The sequence below is a fragment of the Kitasatospora sp. NPDC059747 genome (assembly GCF_042732955.1).
Lineage (GTDB): Bacteria > Actinomycetota > Actinomycetes > Streptomycetales > Streptomycetaceae > Kitasatospora.
The window spans coordinates 2,933-9,788 of the sequence record NZ_JBHWGV010000171.1; the positions used below are offsets into that span (position 1 = coordinate 2,933).

The 6,856-nt window shown below is 73.3% G+C and carries 4 protein-coding genes; 3 read left to right on the forward strand and 1 reads right to left on the reverse strand.

Annotated elements, in window-relative coordinates:
• Window positions 1-170: 170 nt before the first annotated feature.
• Entirely contained in the window at window positions 171-1,262 is a 1,092-nt protein-coding gene (locus ACFV4G_RS40155) for an NlpC/P60 family protein (protein WP_380447982.1), read from the reverse strand.
• A gap of 344 nt (window positions 1,263-1,606) precedes the next feature.
• On the opposite strand from ACFV4G_RS40155, the gene ACFV4G_RS40160 reads away from it, so the two are divergent.
• Genes ACFV4G_RS40160 through meaB form a run of 3 tightly spaced genes read left to right on the forward strand, consistent with a single transcriptional unit; the run spans window position 1,607 to window position 6,683 of the window.
• Window positions 1,607-3,475 (forward strand): methylmalonyl-CoA mutase family protein, encoded by a 1,869-nt coding sequence (locus ACFV4G_RS40160; protein ID WP_380447984.1) that lies wholly within the window; start codon window positions 1,607-1,609, stop codon window positions 3,473-3,475.
• A complete protein-coding gene (gene scpA / locus ACFV4G_RS40165) occupies window positions 3,472-5,676 on the forward strand; it encodes a methylmalonyl-CoA mutase (protein WP_380447986.1) in 2,205 nt (734 codons plus the stop codon). The genes ACFV4G_RS40160 and scpA overlap by 4 nt, the downstream gene beginning before the upstream one ends.
• A 14-nt stretch (window positions 5,677-5,690) precedes the next feature.
• A complete protein-coding gene (gene meaB / locus ACFV4G_RS40170; protein WP_380447988.1) occupies window positions 5,691-6,683 on the forward strand; it encodes a methylmalonyl Co-A mutase-associated GTPase MeaB in 993 nt (330 codons plus the stop codon).
• Window positions 6,684-6,856 lie beyond the last annotated feature (173 nt).

The window sequence follows — 6,856 nt, forward strand, 5'->3', positions numbered from 1 at the left end:
CCCGCGGCCCCCCCCTGCCCCGCCCCCGCCGCAGGGGCAGCACGGGCCCGCTCCTGAACACCCCCACCGCCCCCGGGGCCGGGGCCCGGGCCGAGCCGGGGGGCGCCCCGGGGCCCGTCTCCTTCGTCGACGTGAGCCGTGCTTCGTCGCCGTGCCGCGGGCGGTGCCCGTCAGGCGGGGCGGACGGCGCCCATGTACGGCATGACGGAGATCGGGAGGACCTCCACGTTCTTGCCCGTGCGCGGGGAGTGGATCATCTTGCCGTCGCCTATGTAGATGCCGACGTGGTGGATGTCCTCGTAGAAGAAGACGAGGTCGCCGGGCTGGAGGTCGCCGCGGGCGATGCGCGTGCCGGCGTTCCACTGGTCCTGCGACATCCGGGGGAGCTTGACGCCGGCCGCGCGGTAGGCGGCGCCGGTCAGGCCGGAGCAGTCCCAGGTGTTCGGCCCGGTGGAGCCCCATTCGTAGGGCTTGCCGAGCTGGGCGGTGGCGAACTTGATGATGTCGGCGGCGCGGCCGCTCGCACTCGGGCTCGGCAGGGTGGCGTCCGCGCCGGGCCCCGCGGCGGGCCGGCCGGCCGAGCGGGAGGCCCGGTCCGCCGCGGCGGCCTGCTGGGCGGCGGCCTTCGCCTTCTCGGCGGACTCCTGGGCGTTGATCCTGGCCCGGTCTTCGGCGCTCAGCTTGTTGAGCAGCGCCTGGGCCTGCGCGAGCCGGCTCTGGACCTGCTTCTTCTCCTCGCCCAGCGACGCGCCCACGCTGTCGAGCTGGGTGAGCATGGCGGCGGCCTCGGCGCGGTCCTGGTCGAGCCGGCGCTGCTCGTCGCGGGCCTGCTTGAGCAGTGCGGTCTGGCCCTCGACGACCTGGTTCTGCGCGGCGGCGCGCTCCAGGTAGCCGGCCGGGTCGGAGTCGAGCATCAGCTGGATGCCCGGGTCGATGCCGTTGGTGCGGTACTGCTCGCCCGCCACCGCGCCGAGCCGGGTGCGCAGCTCGTTCATCGCCTCCTGGCCGCGGGCGACCTTGTCCTGGATCCGGTTCGCGTCCGCCTGGAGCGACTGCTGCTTGGCCTGGAAGCCGTTGTAGCGCTCGATGGACTGCTCGGCCTCCTCGTTGAGCTTGTCCACCTGTTCCTTGACGGAGGCGAGCGTGGGCGTCGGCTCGGCGTGGGCGGTCCCGGCGGCGAGCACCGCGCCGCCGGCCACGGCCGTGGTGAGGACGGCGAGGCGCGCCCGGCTCGGGGGGCTGGGCTTGCGGCGCTTTCCCATGGCGGTGGGCTCCTTCGGGGGACGGAGGCAGGGCGGAGCGGGGCGGAACAGGGCACGGCGGAGCGAAGGCGGGTGGGATCGCACGGGGGATGTCAGCCCCACCCGCCTTCTTCGAAGTAACTTAATAGATGGGCGCCGAGGTTCCACAATCCCGTTGTCACTTCTCCTTCTTGGAACGACCGCGGCCGCCGCTTTCGTTCAACCGTCCGCCCGACCGCCCGGCCCCCTCGACGCCCCGGCTGGCACTCGGCGTCACCCGGAGTGCTGAAGTGTGGCTAAATCGAGGGAAAGGTCACATCCACCGGCCCTCCTGTGCCCGCGCGAACGGGCGCTAACCTGCGGTCATGAAGGTCCCGCCCGAAGGGCTCCCCCTCGCCGCCGAGTTCCCGGCAGCGCACCGTGAGCAGTGGCAGCGGCTCGTCGAGGGCGTGCTGCGCAAGTCCGGTGCGCAGCCCGAGGACGCCCCCGCCGCCGAACAGGCGCTCGCCACCCGCCTCCAGGACGGCCTGAGCGCCCGCCCCCTGTACACCGCCGAGGACACCGGCGCCGAGGCCGGCTACCCCGGCTTCGCGCCGTTCGTGCGCGGCGGTCGCCCGCAGGGTTCGGCCGTCGCCGGGTGGGACGTCCGCCAGCGGCACGCCGACCCGGACCGGCGCCGGACCAACGAGGCGGTCCTCGCGGACCTGGAGAACGGCGTCGGCTCGCTCTGGCTGGAGCTCGGCGGGGACGGCCTGCCGATCGCCGCGCTGCCCGAGGCGCTGGCCGGCGTCTACCTGGACCTGGCCGCCGTCGCCCTCGACGCCGGAGCCGAATTCGCCGACGCCGCCGAGCAGTTGTTCAAGCTGTACGAGGAGCGCGAGGTCTCTCCCGGCGCCGCCGCCGGCAACCTCGGGGCCGACCCGCTCGGCCTCCAGGCCAGAACCGGGGACACCGCCCGCACCGACGCCCTGCTCGCCGACGCCGCCGCGCTCGCCGCCCGCTGCGCCGCCGACTACCCCGGCGTCCGCGCCCTCACCGTCGACGCCCTGCCGTACCACGAGGCCGGCGCCTCGCCCGCCCAGGAGCTGGGCTGCTCGCTCGCCACCGGCGTCGCCTACCTGCGTGCCCTGACCGCCGCCGGGCTCCCGGTGGACGCCGCGCTCGGCCAGCTGGAGTTCCGCTACGCGGCCGACGGCGACCAGTTCCTGACGATCGCCAAGTTCCGTGCCGCGCGCCGCCTGTGGGCCCGCGTCGCCGAGGTGTCCGGCGCGTCCGCCGAGGCCTCCGCGCAGCGCCAGCACGCCGTCACGTCCCGGGTCATGATGACCGCGCGCGACCCGTGGGTGAACATGCTGCGCACCACCGTCGCCTGCCTCGCCGCCGGGGTCGGCGGCGCCGACGCCGTGACCGTGCTGCCCTTCGACACCGCGCTCGGCCTGCCCGACGCGTTCGCGCGCCGGATCGCCCGCAACACCCAGTCGATCCTGCTGGAGGAGTCCCACCTGGCCCGGGTGATCGACCCGGCCGGCGGCTCCTGGTACGTCGAGCAGCTGAGCGAGGAGCTCGCGCACGCCGCCTGGGCCTGGTTCCAGGAGATCGAGCGGGCCGGCGGCCAGCGGGCCGCGCTGGAGTCCGGCCTGGTCGGCGAGCGGATCGCCGCGACCTGGGCGGAGCGCTCCGCGAAGCTCGCCAAGCGGCGCGAACCCGTCACCGGTGTCAGCGAGTTCCCGCACCTGGACGAGCACCCGCTGGTCCGCGAGCCGGCCCCGGCCGCGCCCGGCGGCGGGCTGCCGCAGGTGCGGCGCGCCGAGGCGTACGAGGCCCTGCGGGACCGCTCGGACGCCTTCCTCGCGGCCGACGGCGAGCGGCCGAAGCTGTTCCTGGCGTCGATCGGCACCGCCGCCGCGCACACCGCGCGCACCACCTTCGCCGCCAACCTGTTCCAGGCGGGCGGGATCGCGACCGTCTCCCTGGAGTCCGCCGACCCGGCCGCGTTCGCCGAGGCCTTCCGGGCCTCCGGCGCCACCGTCGCCTGCCTCTGCTCCAGCGACGCCCTGTACGGCGAGCACGCCGCGGCCGTCGCCGGCGCCCTCAAGGAGGCCGGCGCCCGGCGCGTGCTGCTCGCCGGACGGCTCACCGAAGTACCCGCCGGAGTGGACGAGTTCATCCACGCGGGCGGAGACGCGGTCGCCGCCCTGACCTCCCTGCTGGACCTGATCGGAGTGGCCCGATGATCCCCGACTTCACCGGAATCGGGCTGGACGGCGGCGCCGCCCGCGACGTCACCCCCGAGCAGTGGCGCTCCGCCTGGCGGCGGACCACCGGCAAGGACGTCGACGAGCTCGTCTGGGACACCCCCGAGGGCATCGGCGTCAAGCCGCTGTACACCGCCGACGACCTCGCCGGCCTGGACTTCCTCGACACCTACCCGGGCATCGCCCCGTACCTGCGCGGGCCCTACCCGACCATGTACGTCAACCAGCCGTGGACCGTCCGCCAGTACGCGGGCTTCTCCACCGCCGAGGAGTCCAACGCCTTCTACCGCCGCAACCTCGCGGCCGGCCAGAAGGGCCTCTCGGTCGCCTTCGACCTGCCGACCCACCGCGGCTACGACAGCGACCACCCGCGCGTCACCGGCGACGTCGGCATGGCGGGCGTCGCCATCGACTCCATCTACGACATGCGCCAGCTGTTCGACGGCATCCCGCTGGACAAGATGTCCGTGTCGATGACGATGAACGGCGCCGTGCTGCCGGTGCTCGCCCTGTACATCGTCGCGGCCGAGGAGCAGGGGGTGCCGCCGGAGAAGCTGGCGGGGACCATCCAGAACGACATCCTCAAGGAGTTCATGGTCCGCAACACCTACATCTACCCGCCGCAGCCGTCGATGCGGATCATCTCGGACATCTTCGCGTACACCTCGCAGAAGATGCCCCGGTACAACTCGATCTCCATCTCCGGTTACCACATCCAGGAGGCCGGGGCCACCGCCGACCTGGAGCTCGCCTACACCCTCGCCGACGGCGTCGAGTACCTGCGCGCGGGCCTCGACGTGGGCCTGGACGTCGACGCCTTCGCGCCGCGGCTGTCCTTCTTCTGGGCGATCGGCATGAACTTCTTCATGGAGGTCGCCAAGCTGCGCGCGGCCCGCCTCCTGTGGGCCAAGCTGGTCAAGCAGTTCGACCCGAAGAACGCCAAGTCGCTGTCGCTGCGCACCCATTCGCAGACCTCCGGCTGGTCCCTCACCGCGCAGGACGTGTTCAACAACGTCACCCGTACCTGCGTCGAGGCGATGGCCGCCACCCAGGGCCACACCCAGTCGCTGCACACCAACGCCCTCGACGAGGCGCTCGCGCTGCCCACCGACTTCTCGGCCCGCATCGCCCGCAACACCCAGCTGCTGCTCCAGCAGGAGTCCGGCACCTGCCGCGTCATCGACCCGTGGGGCGGCTCCGCCTACGTCGAGAAGCTCACCCACGACCTCGCCGTCCGCGCCTGGCAGCACATCCAGGAGGTCGAGGCCGCCGGCGGCATGGCCAAGGCCATCGACGCCGGCATCCCCAAGCTGCGCGTCGAGGAGGCCGCCGCCCGCACCCAGGCGCGCATCGACTCCGGCCGCCAGCCGGTCATCGGCGTCAACAAGTACCGGGTGGAGAGCGACGAGCAGATCGACGTGCTCAAGGTCGACAACTCCTCGGTCCGCGCCCGCCAGATCGAGAAGCTGCGCCGCCTGCGCGCGGAGCGCGACGAGGCCCTGACGCAGGACGCGCTGCACGCGCTGACCCGCGCCGCCGAGGCCGGCCCCCAGCGCGGCGGCTCCCTCGACGGCAACCTGCTGCACCTCGCGGTCAACGCGGCCCGCGCCAAGGCCACCGTCGGCGAGATCTCGGACGCCCTGGAGAAGGTGTACGGCCGCCACTCCGGCCAGATCCGTACCATCTCCGGTGTGTACCGAGACGAAGCGGGCCAGTCGGCCCCCCTCCAGCGCACCCGGGACCTCGTCGAGCGCTTCGAGGAGGCCGAGGGCCGCCGCCCGCGCATCCTCGTCGCCAAGATGGGCCAGGACGGCCACGACCGCGGCCAGAAGGTCATCGCCACCGCCTTCGCCGACCTCGGCTTCACCGTCGACGTCGGCCCGCTGTTCCAGACCCCGGACGAGGTGGCCCGCCAGGCCGTCGAGGCCGACGTCCACATCGTCGGCGTCTCGTCGCTCGCCGCCGGACACCTCACCCTGGTGCCCGCGCTGCGCACCGCGCTCGCCGAGGCCGGGCGGGAGGACATCACCATCGTCGTCGGCGGCGTCATCCCGCCGCAGGACTTCGACGCCCTGTACGAGGCCGGCGCGGCGGCGGTCTTCCCGCCCGGCACCGTCATCCCGGACGCGGCGTACGACCTGCTGAAGTCCCTGGCGGCCGACCTCGGCCACGAGCTGTGAGCCGCTGAACCTCCATGCCTCCGCGGACGATCGACCTCGACAGCTACGTCACGGGCGTCCTCGACGGCTCGCGCGCGTGGATCGCGCGGGCCGTCACGCTCGTCGAATCGACCCGGCCCGACCACCGGGTGCTGGCCCAGCAGCTGCTCCAGCGGCTGCTCCCGCACGCGGGCGGCGCGGTCCGGGTCGGCATCACCGGTGTGCCCGGTGTCGGCAAGTCGACCTTCATCGACTCCTTCGGCACGATGCTGACGGCGGCGGGCCACCGGGTCGCGGTGCTCGCCGTCGACCCGACCTCCAGCCGGACCGGCGGCTCCATCCTGGGCGACAAGACCAGGATGGAGCGCCTGGCGGTGGATCCCGCCGCCTTCGTCCGCCCCTCCCCCACCTCGGGCACGCTCGGCGGCGTCGCCAAGGCCACCCGGGAGTCGATGGTGGTCATGGAGGCGGCCGGGTACGACGTCGTGCTCGTGGAGACGGTGGGCGTCGGCCAGTCCGAGACGGCGGTGGCCGGGATGGTCGACACCTTCCTGCTGCTCAGCCTGGCCCGGACCGGCGACCAGCTCCAGGGCATCAAGAAGGGCGTCCTGGAACTGGCGGACGTCATCGCCGTCAACAAGGCGGACGGCCCCCACGAGACGGACGCCAAGGGCGCGGCCCGCGAACTCGCGGGCGCCCTAAGGCTGTTGCAGGCACCGGACGCGGCATGGACGCCACCGGTACTGACCTGCAGCGGCCGCGAGGGCCTGGGCCTCGACGTGCTGTGGGAGCGCCTGCAGCAGCACCGCAAGGTGCTGGACGCGACGGGCGCGCTGGCCGCGAAGCGCCGCGACCAGCAGGTGGAGTGGACGTGGACGATGGTCCACGACCAGCTCTACGCCCGGCTGCACGAGCACGACGAAGTGCGGCGCGTCGCAGAGGACTTGGAGTCCCAGGTGCGCGCAGGCTCGCTGCCGGCGGGCCTGGCGGCCCAGCAGATCCTGGACGCCTTCTTCGGCGCGAACTAGCTTCGTTGAGCGCCCTGCCTCCGGACCGGAGGCAGGGCGCTTCGTCCGTCTGCGGTTATCACGCCGCCCTGGGCAGGGAGCAGAGGTCCTTGGCCGTGGGCGGCGCCGAAGGTGTGGGGGGGGGGGGTGGTGTGTATACTGAGTATCAAAGAAACACCAATACACTAAACCCC

What these genes read in the sequence shown, in the direction of transcription:
- scpA (WP_380447986.1), top strand. Translation starts at nt 3,472, where the DNA reads ATGATCCCCGACTTCACCGGAATCGGGCTGGACGGCGGCGCCGCCCGC.
- ACFV4G_RS40155 (WP_380447982.1), bottom strand. Translation starts at nt 1,262, where the DNA reads ATGGGAAAGCGCCGCAAGCCCAGCCCCCCGAGCCGGGCGCGCCTCGCC.
- ACFV4G_RS40160 (WP_380447984.1), top strand. Translation starts at nt 1,607, where the DNA reads ATGAAGGTCCCGCCCGAAGGGCTCCCCCTCGCCGCCGAGTTCCCGGCA.
- meaB (WP_380447988.1), top strand. Translation starts at nt 5,691, where the DNA reads ATGCCTCCGCGGACGATCGACCTCGACAGCTACGTCACGGGCGTCCTC.